Annotated in this window: 16 protein-coding genes; 5 read left to right on the forward strand and 11 right to left on the reverse strand. The window is 72.4% G+C overall.

All coding sequences use genetic code 11. The features are described from left to right. Window positions 1–5: 5 nt before the first annotated feature. The 3 genes from ACIHCX_RS06720 to ACIHCX_RS06730 all read right to left on the reverse strand — a co-directional run bounded on the left by ACIHCX_RS06720 (window position 6) and on the right by ACIHCX_RS06730 (window position 1680). A complete protein-coding gene (locus tag ACIHCX_RS06720; RefSeq protein ID WP_400027289.1) occupies window positions 6–449 on the reverse strand; it encodes an SRPBCC family protein in 444 nt (147 codons plus the stop codon). A gap of 73 nt (window positions 450–522) precedes the next feature. After that, window positions 523–1308, reverse strand: coding sequence for a polysaccharide deacetylase family protein (locus ACIHCX_RS06725; RefSeq protein WP_400027291.1), 786 nt, complete (start codon window positions 1306–1308; stop codon window positions 523–525). 69 nt (window positions 1309–1377) lie between these two features. Continuing rightward, complete coding sequence (locus tag ACIHCX_RS06730) at window positions 1378–1680, reverse strand: DUF3040 domain-containing protein (RefSeq protein WP_400027293.1); 303 nt, start codon at window positions 1678–1680, stop codon at window positions 1378–1380. A gap of 151 nt (window positions 1681–1831) precedes the next feature. Here ACIHCX_RS06730 and ACIHCX_RS06735 point away from each other — a divergent pair, with 151 nt between their 5' ends. Further along, the gene (locus ACIHCX_RS06735; protein ID WP_400027295.1) at window positions 1832–2509 is read left to right on the forward strand and encodes a phosphoribosyltransferase; all 678 of its coding nucleotides are present in this window, start codon (window positions 1832–1834) and stop codon (window positions 2507–2509) included. A gap of 25 nt (window positions 2510–2534) precedes the next feature. Beyond that, window positions 2535–3014, forward strand: coding sequence for a TIGR03668 family PPOX class F420-dependent oxidoreductase (locus tag ACIHCX_RS06740; protein ID WP_400027297.1), 480 nt, complete (start codon window positions 2535–2537; stop codon window positions 3012–3014). 111 nt (window positions 3015–3125) lie between these two features. Here the strand turns inward: ACIHCX_RS06740 and ACIHCX_RS06745 are convergent, their stop codons facing one another. From ACIHCX_RS06745 to ACIHCX_RS06755, 3 genes are all read right to left on the reverse strand, one after another. Next, window positions 3126–3959, reverse strand: coding sequence for a S1 family peptidase (locus ACIHCX_RS06745; RefSeq protein WP_400027299.1), 834 nt, complete (start codon window positions 3957–3959; stop codon window positions 3126–3128). A 290-nt stretch (window positions 3960–4249) separates the two neighbouring features. Beyond that, complete coding sequence (locus tag ACIHCX_RS06750; protein ID WP_400027301.1) at window positions 4250–7102, reverse strand: AAA family ATPase; 2853 nt, start codon at window positions 7100–7102, stop codon at window positions 4250–4252. Window positions 7103–7236: 134 nt separating this feature from the next. Then, window positions 7237–8076, reverse strand: a complete 840-nt coding sequence (locus ACIHCX_RS06755; RefSeq protein ID WP_400027302.1) for a response regulator transcription factor — start codon at window positions 8074–8076, stop codon at window positions 7237–7239. Between the two features lie 133 nt (window positions 8077–8209). On the opposite strand from ACIHCX_RS06755, the gene ACIHCX_RS06760 reads away from it, so the two are divergent. Together ACIHCX_RS06760 and ACIHCX_RS06765 are read left to right on the forward strand one after the other, a co-directional pair. Beyond that, window positions 8210–9883 carry an AMP-binding protein gene (locus tag ACIHCX_RS06760; RefSeq protein WP_400027304.1) on the forward strand — a complete coding sequence of 558 codons (1674 nt, stop codon included), beginning with the start codon at window positions 8210–8212 and terminating at the stop codon, window positions 9881–9883. Further along, window positions 9880–11499: an AMP-binding protein gene (locus ACIHCX_RS06765; RefSeq protein WP_400027306.1), complete on the forward strand. Its 1620-nt coding sequence runs from the start codon at window positions 9880–9882 to the stop codon at window positions 11497–11499. Before ACIHCX_RS06760 ends, ACIHCX_RS06765 begins: the two co-directional genes overlap by 4 nt. Before the next feature lie 63 nt (window positions 11500–11562). Here the strand turns inward: ACIHCX_RS06765 and ACIHCX_RS06770 are convergent, their stop codons facing one another. From ACIHCX_RS06770 to ACIHCX_RS06780, 3 genes are all read right to left on the reverse strand, one after another. Continuing rightward, a complete protein-coding gene (locus ACIHCX_RS06770) occupies window positions 11563–12378 on the reverse strand; it encodes an SAM-dependent methyltransferase (RefSeq protein ID WP_400027307.1) in 816 nt (271 codons plus the stop codon). Between the two features lie 81 nt (window positions 12379–12459). Next, window positions 12460–12711: a DUF397 domain-containing protein gene (locus ACIHCX_RS06775; RefSeq protein ID WP_400027309.1), complete on the reverse strand. Its 252-nt coding sequence runs from the start codon at window positions 12709–12711 to the stop codon at window positions 12460–12462. Next, window positions 12708–13574 carry a helix-turn-helix domain-containing protein gene (locus ACIHCX_RS06780; RefSeq protein ID WP_400027311.1) on the reverse strand — a complete coding sequence of 289 codons (867 nt, stop codon included), beginning with the start codon at window positions 13572–13574 and terminating at the stop codon, window positions 12708–12710. The genes ACIHCX_RS06775 and ACIHCX_RS06780 overlap by 4 nt, the downstream gene beginning before the upstream one ends. 366 nt (window positions 13575–13940) lie before the next feature. Between ACIHCX_RS06780 and gcl the strand changes: the two genes are divergently transcribed. After that, complete coding sequence (gcl, locus tag ACIHCX_RS06785; RefSeq protein ID WP_400027313.1) at window positions 13941–15725, forward strand: glyoxylate carboligase; 1785 nt, start codon at window positions 13941–13943, stop codon at window positions 15723–15725. 138 nt (window positions 15726–15863) lie between these two features. On the opposite strand, the gene ACIHCX_RS06790 is transcribed toward gcl, so the two are convergent. Further along, window positions 15864–16100 (reverse strand): hypothetical protein, encoded by a 237-nt coding sequence (locus ACIHCX_RS06790; RefSeq protein ID WP_400027314.1) that lies wholly within the window; start codon window positions 16098–16100, stop codon window positions 15864–15866. A 591-nt stretch (window positions 16101–16691) separates the two neighbouring features. Next, window positions 16692–17585 (reverse strand): 2-hydroxy-3-oxopropionate reductase, encoded by an 894-nt coding sequence (locus ACIHCX_RS06795; RefSeq protein ID WP_400027315.1) that lies wholly within the window; start codon window positions 17583–17585, stop codon window positions 16692–16694. Between the last annotated feature and the right edge of the window lie 23 nt (window positions 17586–17608).

Here is a 17608-nt window from a genome sequence, read left to right on the forward strand (position 1 = left end):
AGGCGTCAGCCGGGCTGCCTGAGCAGCCGGTTCAGGGCCCGTCCGAACACCGATCGGGCCACGCCGCGCAGGGGCTCGTCGAACAGGGTCGGCAGGAAACGGACCCGCAGCTCCTCCCGCCAGACCACCCGCGTACGGCCCCCGGGACCGGGCCGCACCTCGAACTCGACCCAGCCCACCACCACCCGGCCCCGCTTCTCCACCCGGCACAGTCCCGCCTCGCCGTCGGCCGGCGGACGCCACACGGTGACCTCCATCGGATCGTCGAAGCCGAGCGGACCGATCCCCGAACGGGCCACGAACACCGTGCCCGTACGGGTGGGCGCGGGCGTGACCTCGGTGATACGGGTCAGCGGCACCGCGTCGGCATGCCGCGACCACCGCGTGATCCGCCGCCACGCCTCGTCGAGGGGGAGCGGCGCGGTGCGTTCGAGCGAGAAGTTCACCACGCCACGATCGTAGGCAATGAGGGGCCTCCCCCTGTGCGTTCGCCCCCCGCTCACGCGGTTGGCTCAACAGACCCTAGGGTCGGTACACCTTGCCCGGCTCCGCCCTGCCCGGTGCCAGCAACTGCGGCACGGTGACGAAGACGTACCCCCGCTCCTTCAGCGCGTCGATGATTCCGGGCACCGCGGGCACCGTGCCCGCGTAGATGTCGTGCAGCAGGATGATCCCGTCCCGGGAGGTCTGGTCCAGGACGCGCCGGGTGATCAGCTCGGAGTCGGTCGTGGTGTAGTCCTTGGCGGTCACGCTCCACAGCACCTCGGACATGCCCAGTTCCTTGGATATCCGGTGCACGGTGTCGTCGGTGCGGCCCTGCGGCGGGCGCATCAGGGTCGGCTTGCGTCCGGTCAGCCGCTCTATCTCCTCGTTCGGGCGCCGTATCTCCTCGCGTACCCGCTCCGCCGGTATCCGGGTCAGGATCTGGTGGTCCCAGGTGTGGTTCGCCACCTCGTGGCCCTCGGCGGCCATGCGCACGACCAGCTCCGGGTACTTCTCGATGTGCCGGGCGCCGAGCAGGAAGAAGGTCGCCGGTACCTGCTTCTCCTTCAGGATGTCGAGCAGCCGGGCGGAGTTCTCGCTCGGCCCCGCGTCGAAGGTCAGCGCGACGCACTTGGCGTGACGGCAGTCCACCGTGCCGAACCCGGCCGGCGCGCCCGGCGCGGGGTGCGCCCGTGCGTCGCTCGGCGCCGTACTGTCGCGTGCGCAGCCGGTGAGCGCCAGACACGCGGCCGCCAGTGCCGTCAGTGCCGCCAACGCCCGGAACCGGGCCTCCGTTTTGATCGTCTTCCTGGTTGCGAAAGGCATGTCGGGACTATAAACCGCAGGTATAGACGCGGTGTATAGCGGGGTCGAACAGGGGAACGGCGCGGCGCGTCAGGACTCCGTCCGGCGGCACAGCAGCCGCAGGGCGGAGAACAGCGTCACCGGCCACACCGCCGCGAACGCCCAGATCACCGCCGGCTCCGCGGTGACGGCACCGGCCGTCAGCAGGGCGACGGAGACCGTTGCCAGCAGCACCACGGTCCACGGCCGAGGAGCGTAGGACGCCACCCGGGAGAGGTCCCGGCGCCTGCGTCCGGACCGCATCCGCCGGACCAGACGGCGGTCATGGCTGAGGGCGCGTTCTATCTCGTTCAGGATCCGCTGTTCGCGATCGGGGAGTCGGCCTGTCGACACTGTTGCTCCTACGGGGAACCGGTCTGCCGTGAGTCCTCTCCGACTGCCCCTCACACCCCGGACTAACCGGACCGGCCGGACGGCGCCCGCGGGACGGGGTCGGCCGCATGCGGCGGGGTACCCGGCCCGCGGGGCGGAAGGAGGGACGCCCATGAGGTTCCGTGACCGCGCTCAGGCCGGCCGCCGACTGGCCGAACGGCTGCGCGCCCGGTGCGAGGCGGGCGCCCTGCCCGACCCCGTGGTGCTGGCGCTGCCCCGCGGCGGCGTCGCGGTGGCCCGGGAGGTCGCGCGGGCGCTGGACGCCCCGCTGGACGTGGTCGTGGTCCGCAAGATCGGCGCCCCCTCGCAGGAGGAGTACGGCCTCGGCGCGATCGCCGGGGACGACCCGCCGCTGTTCGACAGGACGGCCCTGAACCTGCTCGGCCTGACCGAGGAGGACCTCGCCCCGGTGGTCGAGCGCGAACGCGCCGAACTGCACCGCCGCGCCGACCGCTACCGCCACGGCCGTCCCGCCCCGGACCTCGGCGGACGTACCGCGATCGTCGTCGACGACGGTCTGGCCACCGGTTCCACCGCGCGCGCCGCGCTGCGGCACGTGCGGCGCCGGGCGCCCGCGCGCACGGTCCTCGCCGTCCCCGTCGGCGCACCCGACGCCGTCCGGGCGCTGCACGCCGAGGCCGACGAGCTGATCTGCCTCCACCAGCCGCTCATCTTCACCGCCGTGGGCGTCTGGTACGACGATTTCGAGCAGCTGACGGACGAGGAGGTGTTGCGGGTCCTGACGGAGGGCCGAGAGACGGCGGACGGCTGGGAGGCGGCGGACGGCTGAGAGACGGCAGAGGGGAGACACGCACGTGCCCCGCATGGACCCCGGTGAGGCGCGACGCCGGTTCCTCGCCGCGAGGGTGGCGCGACTGGCCACGGTGGACGCGGCGGGCCGCCCGCACCTGGTGCCCACGGTGTTCGCCGCCCTCGGCGACGAGGGCATCGTGACGGCCGTCGACCGCAAGCCGAAGACCACGACCCGGCTCGGACGCCTGCGCGACATCGAGGCCACCGGGTCCGTGTCCCTCCTGGTGGACGACTACGACGAGGACTGGAACCGCCTGTGGTGGGCCCGAGCCGACGGCGACGCGAGGATCGTGCCGCCCGGCGCGGAGGACGAGCGGACCGCGGTGGAGTACGGGACCGCGCTCGCCCGGCTGCTGCGCAAGTACCCGCAGTACCGTGAGATCCCGCCGCACGGAGCGGTGATCGCGATCACCGTCCGCCGCTGGTCCGGCTGGCAGGCCACCGAACCACCCGCCGCCGGACCGGACGGGCCAGGGCCCTGATGACGGAGGCCCGGCGGCCACGGAGACCGATCAGGCTTTGGAAAGGGGGCGTTGCGGGCCGCTCGTGGTGGCTCGCAACGCCCCCTGGCTTTCACCGGGGCACGGCTCAGGTCAGGACCGGACCTGCTCGGTCACGAGGCTGGAGAAGGAGGCCAGCCGGGTGTAGACACCCGGCCGGCCCGCCTCGGCACAGCCGTTGCCCCAGGAAGTGATCCCTGCCAGGACGCCCCCGATGAGCAGGGGACCGCCGCTGTCGCCCTGGCAGGTGTCAACGCCGCCGGACGGGTATCCGGCGCAAACCATGTCGCTCGCGACGAAATCGGAGCCGTAGGAGTGGCGACAGTCGGTGTCGGACACGACGGGCACCGTCGCCACGCGCAACCGGCCGGCGCCCCCGCCGTTCTCGCCGGTGGTGCCCCACCCCAGGACGCGGGCCGTCATACCGGGCGCGTACACGCCGGTGGCGGTGGGGGAGACGTACCGCGCCGTGGCGTACGGCATCGGCGACTTCAGGGTGAGCACGGCCACGTCGGCGCCGTTGGCGGCGTCCGTGTAGCCGGGGTCGAACCAGATTCCGCGGACCTCGCCGACCGTGCCGTCGGTGCCGTCGAGGCGGGTGCGGCCGCCCACCACCCGTACGTTGTCCGTGGTCTCGCCGACCACGCAGTGCGCGGCGGTGACCACCTTCGTGGGCGCGACGAGGGTGCCGCCGCAGAACTGGCTGCCGGACGCGTCCGTGATCTGCATGACGAACGGGTACTCCGCCGTCGTGGTCGTCGTACCGCCGACGACGGGCCGGGGGGAGGAGGCCGTGGGGGAGCCGGCCGTGGGGGAGGTGGCCGTGGAGGAGGCGGCGACCGCGGAAGGGGCGGTGGGCAGTGCGGCCGCGGCAGCGCCGACCACGACCGCGGCGGCGGTCCGTCTGGCGCGGGTGAGGCCGAACATGCGTCTCCTTGGGGCAGGCCGGTGGGGGATCGCGCGGGCGGGGGAGCACGGGAGCCGTGGGATCCGTGCTCGGTCCCGTGTGCCCGGGCGAGCGGCACGTCCCTTACGCTAGGACCGGGCCCACCCTCCTCCAATGAGGGAACCCCCTAGGGGAGTTGGGCAGGGAAAACCCTCGGTCCCACCCGGTGCCCCGGCACGGCCCGGTGGTCTTCGCTCCTCCTGCCGCGCCCTTTGGCGCCGTTCTCACTGGTCTCACTGGCGTCCACGCGGTCAGTCAACCCGCGCCGCGCTCACTTCGCGCGCCGGCCTGCCGCCAATCGGACGATGTCGACGCGCGAACGGATCCCCAGCTTGCGGTAGACCCGGGTCAGGGTCGCCTCCACCGTCTTGACGCTGATGAACAGCCGTGCGGCGATCTCCCGGTTCGTCGCGCCCTCCATGACCAGCGCCGCCACCTGACGCTCCATCGCCGCCAGCCCGTCCAGCGCCGCCGGGGCCACCTCCGGCTGCCGCGCGGACCGGGCGGTGGCGGCCTCCTCCACCCGGCGCAGCCACGGCAGCGCGCGGCAGCGCCGGAACAGCCGCGCCGCCTCGGCGTACGACGCCGGTCCCGGTACGAGGGGTGTCCCCGCCCGGCCGACTCCCAGGGCCGGGGCGAGGGCGCGCAGCCGGGCCAGTGCGAACGCGGCGCGGGCCTCCTCCAGACCGTTGCCGAGTTTCGCCAGCCGGTCCTGGGCGGACGTCACCTGGGCCACGGCGGCGTCCTGGTCGCCGCGGGCCGCCCGCACCTGCGCCTCGGACCGGTCGAGGACGGCCAGCACGCTCTCGCGGCCGAGGCGCAGCGCGTGCTCGCGGGCCACGTCGATGACGCGCTGGGCCTCGGCCCGCTCCCCGGTCCGCACCAGGGCCTCCGCGAGGTCGCCGTGCCAGCGGCCACGCGCCGGATCGGTGATGCCGAGCCCCAGTTCCAGCTCCCGCACCCGGCGCAGCGCCGTCACGGCTGCCTGGTCGTCCCCGGCCACCAACTGGGCGTGTCCCAGGGCGGTCAGGGCACGCGAGAGATACATCTGGTCGCCGTCCTCCTCGGCGTGCCCCACCGCCTCCCGGGCCAGCGCCAGCGCCCGGTCGGTGCTGCCGCCGGACGCCTCGGCGAGGGAGGCCAGGGTGGCCGAGGCGCTCTCGCCGATGCCGGTGTCCCGGGCCATCCGCAGACTCTCGCGGGCCAGGTCCAGGGCCCGGCCGCAGTGGCCGGAGCGCAGCTCGGTCTCGGCGAGCAGGCGCAGGAAGTGCACCTCGCTCTCGACCATGCCGCGCCGCCGCACCTCGCGCAGCAGCGCGGTGATGGTCGCCCGGGCCTCGGCGAGCCGGTCGCTCATCAGCAGCCAGCGGTAGCGGGCCGAGCCGACGCCGTTGTGATGGCAGGCGACGTACGGGTCCTGAGGCTCCCTCAGCGCCCGCTTGATGGTGGCCGGGGCGTTCGGATGCCCCATCAGGGTCTCGGTGGAGGCCTGGAAGGCGAGCGCCATCAGTTCGTTGCGCCGGTCCCGGCCGCGCGCCGCCAGTTCGGCGGCGTGCGCGGCCTCCTGGCGGGCCTCGGCGAAGTCGCCCTGCACGACCAGGCCGCGCCAGGCCAGCTGGTAGTGGACCAGGGCGAGCAGCCGAGGGTCGTCGCCCGCGTCGGCCAGCGCCTGCGGGAAGACGGCGTCCACGTCCCCGAGGGCCTGACCGGCCGACTCGATCACCACCATCCAGGCCCGCACCCGTTCGGCGGGCACGGTGGCCCGGGTCAGCACCTCACGGGCGATGTCCCGGGCGAGGTCCACCTCGCCGGCCGTGATGGCGTCCTCGGCGGCCTGCAACCGCCGATCGTCCGGGCCTCCCGGTCCACCGCCGGGCGGGGTGTGCCGGGCGGCGAGCAGCCCCAGCGAGGCGGCCACCGAGGGCGCCCCGCGGTCCCGGGCCAGCGCGGCGGCCTCGGCGAGCCGGGCGGCCACCTCCGGGTCGGTGCCGGTGGTGGCCAGTGCCAGGTGCCGGGCCCGCTCGATGGGGTCGGGGGCGGCGGTGGCCAGGGCGGCGTGGGCGGCGCGCCGCTCCTGGGCGGGCGCCTCCGCGTACAGCGCGGCCGATATCAGCGGGTGCGCGAACCGTACGGCCGGGCCCTCCGGCTCCGTGGCCAGCAGCCCGAGTTCGGCGGCCTGCGCGCACTCGGCCTCGGCGTTGCCGCGGCCGGCCGCGTGCAGCAGGGCGGGGGTGGGGCGGGCGCCGGCGCTGGCCACCAGGAGGGTGCGGCGGGCCTCGTCCGACAGCATCTCCAGGCGGCTCAGGACGAGGGCGCGCAGCGAGGTCGGCACCGGCAGCGGTTCGCCCGGCCGGGGCGGGGTGGGGCTCTCGGCCAGGGCGCGGCCCAGCTCCAGCGCGAAGAGGGGGTTGCCGCCGCTGGTGCGGTGGATGTCGCGGACCGTGGAGCGGGGCAGGCCGGCGTACCCGCGGTGGCCGAGCAGGGCGGAGACCTGGGTACGGGTCAGCGGGCCCAGCCGGACGGAGAGGGTGTCGGGCGGGCAGGCGCGCAGATGGCGGTCGTACCGCTCCGCCTGTTCCGGCTCGGTCCGTACCGCGCACAGCATCTGCACGGGTGTCTCGCCGAGGCGCCGGGCGGCGAAGCCGAGCAGTTCGGCGCTGGCCGCGTCCAGCCACTGGAGGTCGTCGGCGACGATCAGGACCGGGCCCTTCGCGGCGAGCGCGCGCAGCGTGGACAGCACGGCCAGGCGCAGGGCGAGACCGTCGCGCTGGAGGGTGGACTCGCCGCGGCCGGTGAGCGCCGACTCCAGCGCGGTGTGCTGGGCGGCGGGCAGCTTGCCGGACACCTCGTCCAGGACCAGGCCGAAGAGGTCGGCCAGGGCGAGGAAGGGCAGGTGGGATTCGGACTCGGTGGCGGAGCAGCGCAACACGGTGCGGGCGATCGGGGCGTATTCCGCGGCCAATGCCCGCAGCACCGTCGACTTTCCAATTCCGGCCGGCCCGTGCAGCAGCACACTTCCACCGCGCGCGAGCTGCTCCCGTGCCGCCGCGGACGGCTCCTCCTGGCCGATGACCAGGTCGGAACGGTAGTTCGCAGGGCCCTTCAAGTCCCGTCGCACGGTCACCGCTCCCCTCGAGTGTCGTGGTCGGGCCAAATTCTAGGCAACCTGCCCGTGAATTTCGGACAGCCGGCGTGGTGAGGGAAATAACAGCGCCTGCGGCATGCCCATATTCAAAGCGCCAGTGAATGAATAAGTCACTAGGGCAGGAGTCCTGCCCGGCGGGCTGTGGACACGGCCTCTCCCCGGGTGTGGGCACCCAGTTTGCGCATGGCCGAGCGGAGGTAGCCCTTGACGGTTTCCGGGCTCAGGCCCAGCCGGGCCGCCGCGGCCGCGTTGGTCGCGCCCGCAGCCACGCAGGTCAGCACGTCGAGCTCGCGGGGGGCCAGGCTCACGCCCGGCACCGGAGCGGACGCCGTGGTCAACAGGCCGCAGGCGTCGAGGAGCTCGGCGCGCAGGGCCGGGTCGGAGATACGCGGGGCCAGCGCGCGCAGCGCCGCGTGGGCCTCGCGGACCTGCTCCCAGACGGCCCCGTCCGCCGGATCCCGAGGGGCGGGCGCCGCACGGGACGCCGCCAGCAGGTCCCACGCCTGCTCCTCCGCCACCAGCGCCTGCTCCACGTCCCGCGCCGCCTCCACGGCCGCGCTCAGCGTCCGGTCGCCCAGCGGCTGGGCCGTCCGCAGCGCGCCGTACAGCACGCCGCGCACCCGGCGCCGTACGACCACCGGCACGGCCAGCACCGAGCGCAGCCCCTCCGCGGCGACCGGGATGTCGTACTCGTGGCTGATCCGCGGGGACAGCGAGTAGTCCGTGACCGCGCACGGACGGGCGAGCGCCACCGCCTTGCCGCCCAGCCCGTTGCCGGAGCTCACCGCGAGCGCCCTGAGCGCGAGCGTCGTCGTGCCGCTCAGCTCGCTGATCCGCACCCGCGGCCGGCCCGGCTCGACCAGGCCGCCGAAGGCGACCGGAAGGCCCGTCGCACGCCGCAGCCGTACCAGCGCACCACGGATCTCCGCCGCCCCGGACGCGTCCGCCCTCACCGCTCGCCCCTTCGCCGTGGACCGTCATGGACCTGCCCGCTCACCACCCCCGTTCGGGGGTGGTGAGACGCACATCACGGATTACACGATGACAGAGAGCCGCCCGGCAATGGTCCGGGACCAAGGAGGACAGATGACGACGGCGACGGAGCTCTTCCGCAGGGCGCGGGACTTCCTGCTCGAACACCGTGAGGACTACGCCACCGCCTACGCCGGCTTCGAGTGGCCCCGCCCCTCCCCCTTCAACTGGGCGCTGGACTGGTTCGACGCCGTCGCCGAGGGGAACGACCGCACCGCCCTGCACATCGTCGAGGAGGACGGCACCGAGACCCGCCTCTCCTTCGCCGAGATGTCCGAGCGTTCCAGCCGCGCGGCGAACTGGCTGCGCGAGCGCGGCGTCGCCGCCGGGGACCGCGTCCTCGTCATGCTCGGCAACCAGGCCGAGTTGTGGGAGACCGCGCTCGCCGCGATGAAGCTGCGCGCGGTGGTCATCCCCGCCACCCCGCTGCTCGGCCCCGCCGACCTGACCGACCGCGTCGAACGCGGCCGGGTCAAGCACGTGATCGCACGCGCCGCCGACACCGCGAAGTTCGCCGACGTCCCCGGCGCCTACACCCGTATCTCCGTCGGCGGCCCGCCGCAGGAGGGCTGGGCGCCCTACGAGGACGCGTACGCCGCCCCCGCCGCGTTCGTCCCGGACGGGCCCACCCTCGCCGACGACCCGCTGATGCTGTACTTCACCTCGGGCACCACGGCCCGCCCCAAGCTGGTCGAGCACACCCACGTCTCGTACCCCGTCGGGCACCTGGCGACCATGTACTGGATCGGCCTGAAGCCGGGGGACGTGCACCTGAACATCTCCTCGCCCGGCTGGGCCAAGCACGCCTGGTCGAACCTGTTCGCCCCGTGGAACGCCGAGGCGACCGTCTTCATCCACAACTACACCCGCTTCGACGCCGCCCGCCTGATGGCCGAGATGGACCGCGCGGGCGTCACCACCTTCTGCGCCCCGCCGACCGTGTGGCGCATGCTGATCCAGGCCGACCTCACCCAGCTGCGCACCCCGCCCCGCGAGGCCGTGGCCGCGGGCGAGCCGCTGAACCCCGAGGTCATCGAGCAGGTCCGGCGCTCCTGGGGCGTGACCATCCGGGACGGCTTCGGGCAGACCGAGACCGCCGTGCAGGTCTCCAACAGCCCCGGCCAGCCGCTGAAGACCGGCTCCATGGGGCGGCCCAGCCCCGGCTACCGCGTCGAACTGCTCGACCCGGTCTCCGGCGCGCCCGGTGCCGACGAGGGCGAGATCGCGCTCGACCTGTCCGCGCGCCCGGTCGGACTGATGACCGGCTACCACGGTGACCCGGACCGCTCCGCGGAGGCGATGGCCGGCGGCTACTACCGCACGGGAGACGTCGCCTCCCGGGACGAGGACGGATACCTGACGTACATCGGGCGGTCCGACGACGTCTTCAAGGCCTCCGACTACAAGATCAGCCCGTTCGAGCTGGAGAGCGCCCTGCTGGAGCACGAGGCGGTGGCCGAGGCGGCGGTCGTGCCCGCGCCGGACCCGCTGCGCCTTGCGGTGCCGAAGGCCTACGTCGTCCTCGCCGAGGGCTGGGAGCCGGGCACCGGCACCGCGAAGGCGCTCTTCGAGCACTCCCGGGAGGTGCTCGCCCCCTACAAGCGCATCCGCCGCCTGGAGTTCGGCGAGCTGCCCAAGACCGTCTCCGGCAAGATCCGCCGGATCGAGCTGCGCGAGGCCACGGCCGAGGGCTCGGCGAACGAGTACCGCGAGGAGGACTTCCGGTGAGCGAACAGTCCTGCGCACGGTCCTACGCCCACGGAACCAGCGGCACCCCGCTGCTGGGTGACACCATCGGCGCCAACCTCGACCGGGCGATCGCCGCGTTCGGCGACCGCGAGGCGCTGGTCGACGTACCCTCCGGGCGCCGCTGGACCTACGCCGAGTTCGGCGCGGCGGTCGACGAGGTGGCGCGCGGGCTGCTCGCCAAGGGCGTGGTCAAGGGCGACCGGGTCGGGATCTGGGCGGTCAACTGCCCGGAGTGGGTGCTCGTCCAGTACGCCACCGCGCGCATCGGCGTCATCATGGTGAACATCAACCCGGCCTACCGGGCCCACGAGGTGGAGTACGTGCTCCGGCAGGCCGGCGTCTCCCTGCTGGTCGCCTCGCAGGCCCACCGGGGCACCGACTACCGGGAGCTGGTCGAGCAGGTCCGCGGCGCGTGCCCCGAGCTGCGGGAGACCGTCTGGATCGGCGATCCGTCGTGGGACGCGCTGACGGCCGCCGCCGCGAAGGTGCCGGTGGAACAGACGGCCGCGATACAGGCCGAGTTGAGCTGCGACGACCCCATCAACATCCAGTACACCTCGGGTACCACGGGCTTCCCCAAGGGTGCCACGCTCTCCCACCACAACATCCTCAACAACGGCTACTGGGTGGGCCGTACGGTCGGCTACACCGAACAGGACCGGATCTGCATCCCCGTGCCCTACTACCACTGCTTCGGCATGGTCATGGGCAACCTGGCGGCGACCTCGCACGGCGCGTGCACGGTCATCCCGGCGCCGTCCTTCGACGCGAAGGCCACCCTGGAGGCGGTCCAGCGGGAACGCTGCACCTCGCTGTACGGGGTGCCGACGATGTTCATCGCGGAGCTGAACCTCCCCGACTTCGCCTCGTACGACCTCACGTCCCTGCGCACCGGAATCATGGCGGGCTCCCCCTGCCCGGTGGAGGTGATGAAGCGGGTGGTCGCCGAGATGCACATGGCGGAGGTCTCCATCTGCTACGGCATGACCGAGACCTCGCCGGTCTCCCTGCAGACCCGGATGGACGACGACCTCGAGCACCGCACCGGCACCGTCGGCCGGGTGCTGCCGCACCTCGAGGTCAAGGTCGTCGACCCGGCCACCGGTGTCACCCAACCACGCGGCACGGCAGGCGAGTTGTGCACCCGCGGCTACAGCGTGATGCTCGGCTACTGGGAGGAGCCCGAGAAGTCCGCCGAGGCCGTCGACCCGGGCCGCTGGATGCACACCGGCGACCTCGCGGTGATGCGCGAGGACGGGTACGTCGAGATCGTCGGCCGCATCAAGGACATGATCATCCGCGGGGGCGAGAACATCTACCCGCGCGAGATCGAGGAGTTCCTCTACGGCCACCCGAGGATCCGTGACGTCCAGGTGGTCGGCGTGCCGCACGAGAAGTACGGCGAGGAGGTGCTGGCCTGCGTCGTCCCGGTGGACGCGGCCGACCCGCCGGCCCTGGAGGACCTGCGGGCCTTCTGCGAGGGCCGGCTCGCCCACTACAAGATCCCGAGCCGGCTGAGCATCCTGGACTCCTTCCCGATGACGGTCTCCGGGAAGGTGCGCAAGATCGAACTCCGCGAGCGCTACGGCGTATGAGCCACGACCGACCCGGCCGGCACCTCAGCCTCCCCTGACGTCCCGGCCGGTCTCGGGAACCGGCTAACGCTTGATGCCCACGCCCGCCAGCAGGCTGATCTGGGCGTCCGTGGGCTCCGTCCCGTCGGCGGGTTCGGCGGGACGCCAGCGATGGCAGCAGACGATGCCGGGGTCGATCAGGTCGAGTCCGTCGAAGAAGCGGCTGACGTCGCCGTGCGAACGGAACTGCACGGGAGACCCGGACTTGGTGTAGACCTCCGCGACCTTGTTCCAGGTGACGGGGTCGAAGTCGGGCGTGCAGTGGTTCATGGCCAGGGCACTGCCCACCGGGAGCGGGTCGAGCAGCCGGCGGACGATGGCGTACGGGTCGTGCGGGTCGGTGATGAAGTGCATCAGGGCGTTGAGGGAGAGGGCGATGGGCCGGCCGAAGTCCAGGACCTCCGCGTCCCGCACGGCGCTCATCAGCGCGTCGGGGTCCCTGACGTCGGCCTCGACGTAGGCCGTGCGTCCCTGCGTCGTGCTGCGCATGAGGCGTTCGGCGTACTTGAGGACGAGCGGGTCGTTGTCGGCGTACACGATGCGGGCGTCGACCGCGACGGACTGGGCGACCTGGTGCAGGTTGGGCTCGGTCGGGATGCCCGTGCCGATGTCGAGCCACTGGCGGATGCCGTGCTCCTGCGCCAGGACCCGGGTGGCCCGGTGCATGAACGCCCGGTTCTCGCGGGCGGTCACGTAGAGGCCGGGGTGGGCCTCGGCGGCGACCAGGGCCGCCTCCTTGTCGATCTCGAAGTGGTCCTTGCCGCCGAGGAAGTAGTCGTACATCCGGGCCGAGTGCGCCTTGCTCGTGTCGAGATCCCGGCCGGCCTGCCTGGTACCCATGTTCTCCCCTTCACGCGTGTGTCTGTCGGCCCGCAGGCCAGGTACGGGACCGGTGTCGTCGGCCCGGTGACCGCGGGTGGTTCACCCGGCGGCCAAGTGGTCGGCCAGGCCCTCCTTGACCCCGCGGACGAACGCGGCGATCTCCTCCGGCGCGTAGATCAGCGCGGGCCCGGCCGGGTCGGTCGACTGCCGTACGGCCACGCGGCCGTCGGCGAGCTGCTTCGTCTCGACGCACTGACCGCCGTTCGGTCCGCTCCAGGGGCGCTCCCAGCCCTGCTCCCCGAGGTCGAGGGCCGGCATGCCGTTGTAGACGCCGTCGTCGGTGATCGTCATGAGTACTCCTTGCGCATGTGGTTCAGGAGCGCCCTGCTGTCCTGGGACGACGTCAGGAGCGCCATACGGGAATGCGCCTCGAGGTGGGCGACGACGTCCGCGCGCTGGTCCAGGTAGACGGAGGCGGACAGGAGTTCGCTGTAGACGATGTCGGGCAGCTCGGGTTCCTCGAACCGGAAATACGTGAACGGGGCACACGCCCCGACATGCGCACCGGCGGAGAAGGGCACGATGTCGAGGCTGACGTGCGGCAGCTCGGACACGTCGAGGAGCCGTTCGATCTGCTCCCGCATCACGCCAGGACTGCCCACGGCCCGGTGCAGGACGGCTTCCTCCATGACCACCCACAGCAGGGGGGCGTCCTCCCGCTCCAGCAGGCTCTGGCGGCGCAGCCGCAGCTCCACGCGGCGCGCGAGCTCCTCCTCGCTGCCGTTCGGCAACCCGCCGCGCAGCACGGCGCGCGCGTAGTCGGGAGTCTGCAGCAGGCCGGTGACGTACTGGGGCTCGTACGTGCGCAGGTACTTGGCGCCGGTCTCCAGGCTCACGTAGGCGGTGAACCAGCTGGGGACGGCGTCGCGGTAGGAGTGCCACCAGCCGGGCTCGTTGGCCTGCTCGGCCAGGTCGACGAACTCCTCGATCTCCTGGCGGCCCGCGCCGAAGGTCTCCAGGAGCTTCTCCACGTAGAGAGGCTTCAGCGCGACCTCGGCCTTCTCCAGCCGCCGGATCGTCAGGCTCTTCACGCGCAGTGCCTTCGCCGCGTCCTCCAGCGAGGCCCCGGCTGCCAGCCGCATGTCCTGCAGCCGGCGGCCGAGGATCATGCGCAGGACTGTCGGCGCGCTGGTGCCGGAACGGGCCTCACTCACGCCCAACCTCCTGAGGTGTCATCAACACCACCATCCTGGCAGCGACTTGAGGACAACGCCAGGGTGATATCCGCGCTGCTGAAATTATCAGGGAGCCGGTTGCAGTCTGCGCGCGATCACGCGCGGTCAGGTGGCGACGCCGTGCGCGACCGGCTCCGGTTCGTTCCCGCGCGCCAGGGTGCCGAGCTGCCCCACTCTCCCTTGTTCCTGTCTCTTGACGGCCTTCGTGTGCCCACCTACATTGCTTCCAGTATATAGAAAGTAATTTCCGCTATACGGAAGAGCGACCGTGAGGGCGCGGCGGGCGTGCGATCCGGCAGCTGGACACAGCAGAAACAGCCGAAGACAGCCGAAGCAGGAGTATCGATGGCTCGTATGACCGCTGCCCGTGCGGCAGTTGAGATCCTCAAGCGCGAGGGCGTCACCGCCGCGTTCGGTGTGCCGGGCGCGGCGATCAACCCCTTCTACGCGGCGCTCAAGGCGTCCGGCGGCATCAACCACACCCTCGCCCGCCATGTGGAGGGCGCCTCGCACATGGCCGAGGGCTACACGAGGACCCACGCGGGCAACATCGGTGTCTGCATCGGCACGTCCGGCCCCGCCGGCACCGACATGATCACGGGCCTGTACTCGGCCACCGGCGACTCCATCCCGATCCTGTGCATCACGGGCCAGGCCCCCACCGCCGTGATCCACAAGGAGGACTTCCAGGCCGTCGACATCGCCTCCATCGCCAAGCCGGTGACCAAGATGGCCGTCACCGTCCTGGAGGCGGCGCAGGTTCCCGGCGTCTTCCAGCAGGCCTTCCACCTGATGCGCTCCGGCCGCCCCGGCCCGGTCCTGATCGACCTGCCCATCGACGTCCAGCTCACCGAGATCGAGTTCGACCCGGAGACGTACGAGCCGCTGCCCGTCTACAAGCCGGCCGCGACCCGCGCCCAGATCGAGAAGGCCGTCGCGCTGCTCAACAAGTCCGAGCGGCCGCTGATCGTCGCGGGCGGCGGAGTCATCAACGCCGACGCCTGCGCACTCCTCGTGGAGTTCGCCGAGCTGACGGGCACTCCGGTCGTCCCCACCCTGATGGGCTGGGGCGTCCTGCCCGACGACCACGAGCTGAACGCGGGGATGGTCGGCCTCCAGACCTCGCACCGCTACGGCAACGCGACGTTCCTGGAGTCCGACTTCGTCCTCGGCATCGGCAACCGCTGGGCCAACCGCCACACCGGCAAGCTGGACGTCTACACGGCCGGCCGGAAGTTCGTCCACGTCGACATCGAGCCCACCCAGCTCGGCAAGATCTTCGCCCCGGACTACGGCATCGCCTCCGACGCCAAGGCCGCGCTGGAGCTGTTCGTCGAGGTGGCGCGGGAGCTGAAGGCTGCCGGACGGCTGCCCGACCGCTCCGCCTGGGCCGCCGCCGCCCAGGAGAAGCGGGCGAGGCTCCAGCGCCGTACGCACTTCGACGACATCCCCATCAAGCCGCAGCGCGTCTACGAGGAGATGAACAAGGCCTTCGGGCCGGAGACCCGGTACGTCTCCACCATCGGCCTCTCGCAGATCGCCGGCGCCCAGATGCTGCACGTCTTCAGGCCGCGGCACTGGATCAACTGCGGACAGGCCGGCCCGCTCGGCTGGACCGTCCCGGCCGCGCTCGGCGTCGCCAAGGCCGACCCGGAGGCGTCCGTCGTCGCCCTCTCCGGCGACTACGACTTCCAGTTCATGATCGAGGAGCTGGCGGTCGGCGCGCAGCACAAGATCCCCTATGTGCACGTGCTGGTCAACAACTCCTACCTGGGCCTGATCCGCCAGGCGCAGCGCGCCTTCGACATCGACTTCCAGGTCAACCTGGAGTTCGAGAACATCAACTCGCCCGAGCTGGGCGTCTACGGCGTCGACCACGTCAAGGTCGCCGAGGGCCTGGGCTGCAAGGCGATCCGGGTGACCGACCCGGGCGAACTCGGCGCCGCCTTCGAGCAGGCCAAGAAGCTCGCCGCCGAGCACCGTGTGCCGGTCGTCGTCGAGGCGATCCTGGAGCGCGTCACCAACATCTCGATGTCCGGCACCAACGACATTGGCAACGTCGTCGAGTTCGAGGACGTCGCCACGGAGCCGGGCCACGCGCCGACCTCCATCAGGCCACTGAAGGTCTGAGACCCGGACGACCAGCGAAGAGGGCGGCCCACCCACGGGGGGCCGCCCTCTTCGTGCTGTTCCGGCACACTCCGGCGCCGTCACACGCAAGCGCGAGGAGTTCGCCTGCTCCTCCGGGGTGTCGGTGCTGGGGTGGGTTCAGGAGTCGTCGTGTTCCGGCAGGCCCGGCCAGTCCTCGGGGCCGCCGCCCTGCCACTCGATGAGGTCGTCCTCCTCCACCTCGACGCGGTCCAGGTCGGCCAGGCGGAGGATCTCGACCACGTCGTCCAGATGGGAGGCGAGTCCGAGGGTCACGTCGCCCTCGGTCACGCGCCGGGAGCCGTCCAGGGCCGGCGCGTGCACCACGATGTGCGGATGCCGCGTGGGGTTGTCCATGCCCTCAGCCTCCTGCGCCGGCCCACGGGCCGCACCCCGGGGGCGCCGGGCGAACGCCGAGGAGCGCCGGACCCGGGTTCCCACCCGGGTCCGGCGCTCCTCCTCCGGTCTGTCTGGTTGCCGTCCGGCGGCGCGAGGCTGGGCGCGACAGGACATTCGCGCCGCCGGACGGGTCGGGGGGCCTCGCGGCAGGCCGGGTGCGCGCGAGGCGGCCGGCCGGGACCGCGGCGGGTGCGACGGCTTCGGGACGCCCTCCCTCGGGTCGGGAGAACGCTCCGTCGCTTTCACCACCGCACTGGCTCACACACCGCCGCGGTCCCGCGCCCGCACGGCCGTCGGGCGGCCACCCCTCATCCGGGTCGCCCGACGGCCCGGGCGGGCCGTATGCGTACGGGGTCCGGGGCATGACCTCCCGGCGGACCCCGTACGCGGCTCGTGGTGCCGGTCCGCGCGTGGAGCGCACACCGCTTCCACGTCGCCTGCCGTAGTCCACAGTTCGTTGCACGAGGGGATGGTTCCGGACGGCGCCGCCGCCTGGGCGCGACATGACAGGTGTCGGCGGCGGCGCCGTCCGGAGGTCTGGGGGGTCGGTCAGAGCTGAGCGCCGGAGAGGCGCTCCACAGCCCGCAGCAGGGCCGAGTGGTCCAGGCCGCCGTCGCCCTGCTCGCGCAGGGAGGCCACCAGTTGGGCGACCACCGCGCCGACGGGCAGGGCGGCACCCACGGTGCGGGCCGCGTCCGTCACGATGCCCATGTCCTTGTGGTGCAGGTCGATCCGGAAGCCCGGCTTGAAGTCCCGCTGGAGGAAGTTGTCCTTCTTCCGCGTCAGCACGGTCGAACCGGCGAGACCGCCGTTCAGGACGTCCAGCGCCGCCTTCAGGTCCACGCCCGACTTCTCCAGGAAGACCACGGCCTCGGCGCACGCCTGGATGTTCACGGCGACGATCAGCTGGTTGGCGGCCTTCACGGTCTGGCCGGAGCCGTGCGGGCCGCACAGCACGATGGTCTTGCCCAGCGCCTCGAACAGCGGCTCGGCCGCGTCGAAGTCGGCCTGCCCGCCACCGACCATGATCGACAGCACCGCCTCGACGGCGCCCGCCTCACCGCCGGACACGGGGGCGTCCAGGACCCGGATGCCCTTGTCCTGGGCGGCGGCGGCCAGGTCGATCGAGGTCTGCGGGGTGATCGAGGACATGTCGATCAGCAGTGCGCCGGAGCGCGCGTTCTCCAGGATGCCGTCCGGGCCGTACGCGATGGCCTCGACCTGCGGCGACGCGGGCACCATCGTGATGATCACGTCGGCGTCCCGGACCGCCTCGGCGATCGAGCCCGCCGCGGTGCCACCCGCGGCGGCCAGCCGGTCCAGCTTCGCCTGCTCCAGCGTGTAGCCGGTGACGTCGTAGCCCGCCTTGATCAGGTTCTCGGACATGGGGGAGCCCATGATGCCGAGGCCGATCCAGGCAACCTTGGGAAGGGTGGTGGTCATGTGCGGGTGCCTCTCTAACTTCT

Source organism: Streptomyces sp. NPDC052043, assembly GCF_044548235.1.
Taxonomy (GTDB): Bacteria; Actinomycetota; Actinomycetes; order Streptomycetales; family Streptomycetaceae; genus Streptomyces.

What these genes read in the sequence shown, in the direction of transcription:
- ACIHCX_RS06795 (WP_400027315.1), bottom strand. Translation starts at nt 17,585, where the DNA reads ATGACCACCACCCTTCCCAAGGTTGCCTGGATCGGCCTCGGCATCATG.
- gcl (WP_400027313.1), top strand. Translation starts at nt 13,941, where the DNA reads ATGGCTCGTATGACCGCTGCCCGTGCGGCAGTTGAGATCCTCAAGCGC.
- ACIHCX_RS06770 (WP_400027307.1), bottom strand. Translation starts at nt 12,378, where the DNA reads ATGGGTACCAGGCAGGCCGGCCGGGATCTCGACACGAGCAAGGCGCAC.
- ACIHCX_RS06725 (WP_400027291.1), bottom strand. Translation starts at nt 1,308, where the DNA reads ATGCCTTTCGCAACCAGGAAGACGATCAAAACGGAGGCCCGGTTCCGG.
- ACIHCX_RS06735 (WP_400027295.1), top strand. Translation starts at nt 1,832, where the DNA reads ATGAGGTTCCGTGACCGCGCTCAGGCCGGCCGCCGACTGGCCGAACGG.
- ACIHCX_RS06745 (WP_400027299.1), bottom strand. Translation starts at nt 3,959, where the DNA reads ATGTTCGGCCTCACCCGCGCCAGACGGACCGCCGCCGCGGTCGTGGTC.
- ACIHCX_RS06790 (WP_400027314.1), bottom strand. Translation starts at nt 16,100, where the DNA reads ATGGACAACCCCACGCGGCATCCGCACATCGTGGTGCACGCGCCGGCC.
- ACIHCX_RS06775 (WP_400027309.1), bottom strand. Translation starts at nt 12,711, where the DNA reads ATGACGATCACCGACGACGGCGTCTACAACGGCATGCCGGCCCTCGAC.
- ACIHCX_RS06760 (WP_400027304.1), top strand. Translation starts at nt 8,210, where the DNA reads ATGACGACGGCGACGGAGCTCTTCCGCAGGGCGCGGGACTTCCTGCTC.